This window comes from Okeania hirsuta, from assembly GCF_003838195.1.
GTDB classification, from domain to species: Bacteria; Cyanobacteriota; Cyanobacteriia; order Cyanobacteriales; family Microcoleaceae; genus Okeania; species Okeania hirsuta.
Genome location: NZ_RCBY01000614.1, coordinates 1 through 1,065, shown reverse-complemented (window position 1 = coordinate 1,065; position 1,065 = coordinate 1). Strand labels below are relative to the sequence as shown.

Genomic DNA, 1,065 nt, shown 5'->3' with positions numbered 1-1,065 from the left:
ATGACAACTACCTTACAACAGCGTGAAAACGCCAACGTATGGGAAAAGTTCTGTAGCTGGATCACCAGCACAGACAATCGTTTATACATCGGTTGGTTCGGTGTATTAATGATCCCCACCCTTCTCACAGCTACTATCTGCTACATCATCGCATTTGTAGCAGCTCCTCCAGTAGACATTGATGGTATCCGCGAACCCGTCGCTGGTTCCTTAATGTTCGGAAACAACATCATTTCCGGTGCAGTAGTACCTTCCTCCAACGCTATCGGTCTACACTTCTACCCCATCTGGGAAGCAGCAAGTTTGGATGAGTGGCTATACAACGGTGGCCCATACCAGCTAGTAATCTTCCACTTCCTCATTGGCGTATTCTGCTACATGGGTCGTGAGTGGGAATTATCCTACCGCTTAGGTATGCGTCCTTGGATCTGTGTTGCATACTCTGCTCCAGTAGCAGCAGCAACAGCAGTATTCTTAATCTATCCAATCGGACAAGGAAGCTTCTCTGATGGAATGCCTTTAGGAATTTCCGGAACATTCAACTTCATGTTAGTGTTCCAAGCAGAGCACAACATCTTAATGCACCCATTCCATATGTTAGGTGTAGCAGGTGTATTCGGTGGTTCATTGTTCAGTGCAATGCACGGTTCTTTGGTAACATCCAGCTTAGTACGTGAGACAACAGAAACTGAGTCTCAGAACTACGGTTACAAGTTCGGTCAAGAAGAAGAAACTTATAACATCGTAGCAGCTCACGGCTACTTCGGTCGTTTAATCTTCCAATATGCATCATTCAACAACAGCCGTTCCTTACACTTCTTCTTAGGAGCATGGCCAGTAGTAGGAATTTGGTTCACAGCATTAGGTGTGTCCACAATGGCCTTCAACTTGAATGGTTTCAACTTCAACCAGTCGATCATCGATTCTAGTGGTCGTGTGGTAAATACTTGGGCAGACATCATTAACCGGGCTAACTTAGGAATGGAAGTAATGCACGAGCGTAATGCTCACAACTTCCCTCTAGATTTGGCTGCTGTAGAAGCTCCTTCTATCAATGGTTAATTT

Annotated in this window: 1 protein-coding gene; it reads left to right on the top strand. The window is 45.2% G+C overall.

The window, feature by feature from the left end; all coding sequences use genetic code 11:
* On the top strand, positions 1-1,062 hold the full coding sequence (psbA, locus tag D5R40_RS33235; protein ID WP_124143731.1) for a photosystem II reaction center subunit D1: 1,062 nt from the start codon (positions 1-3) through the stop codon (positions 1,060-1,062).
* Positions 1,063-1,065: the final 3 nt, after the last annotated feature.

Bases quoted from the DNA above. Each gene is read 5' to 3' on its own strand.
- psbA (WP_124143731.1), top strand. From the start codon at position 1: ATGACAACTACCTTACAACAGCGTGAAAACGCCAACGTATGGGAAAAG.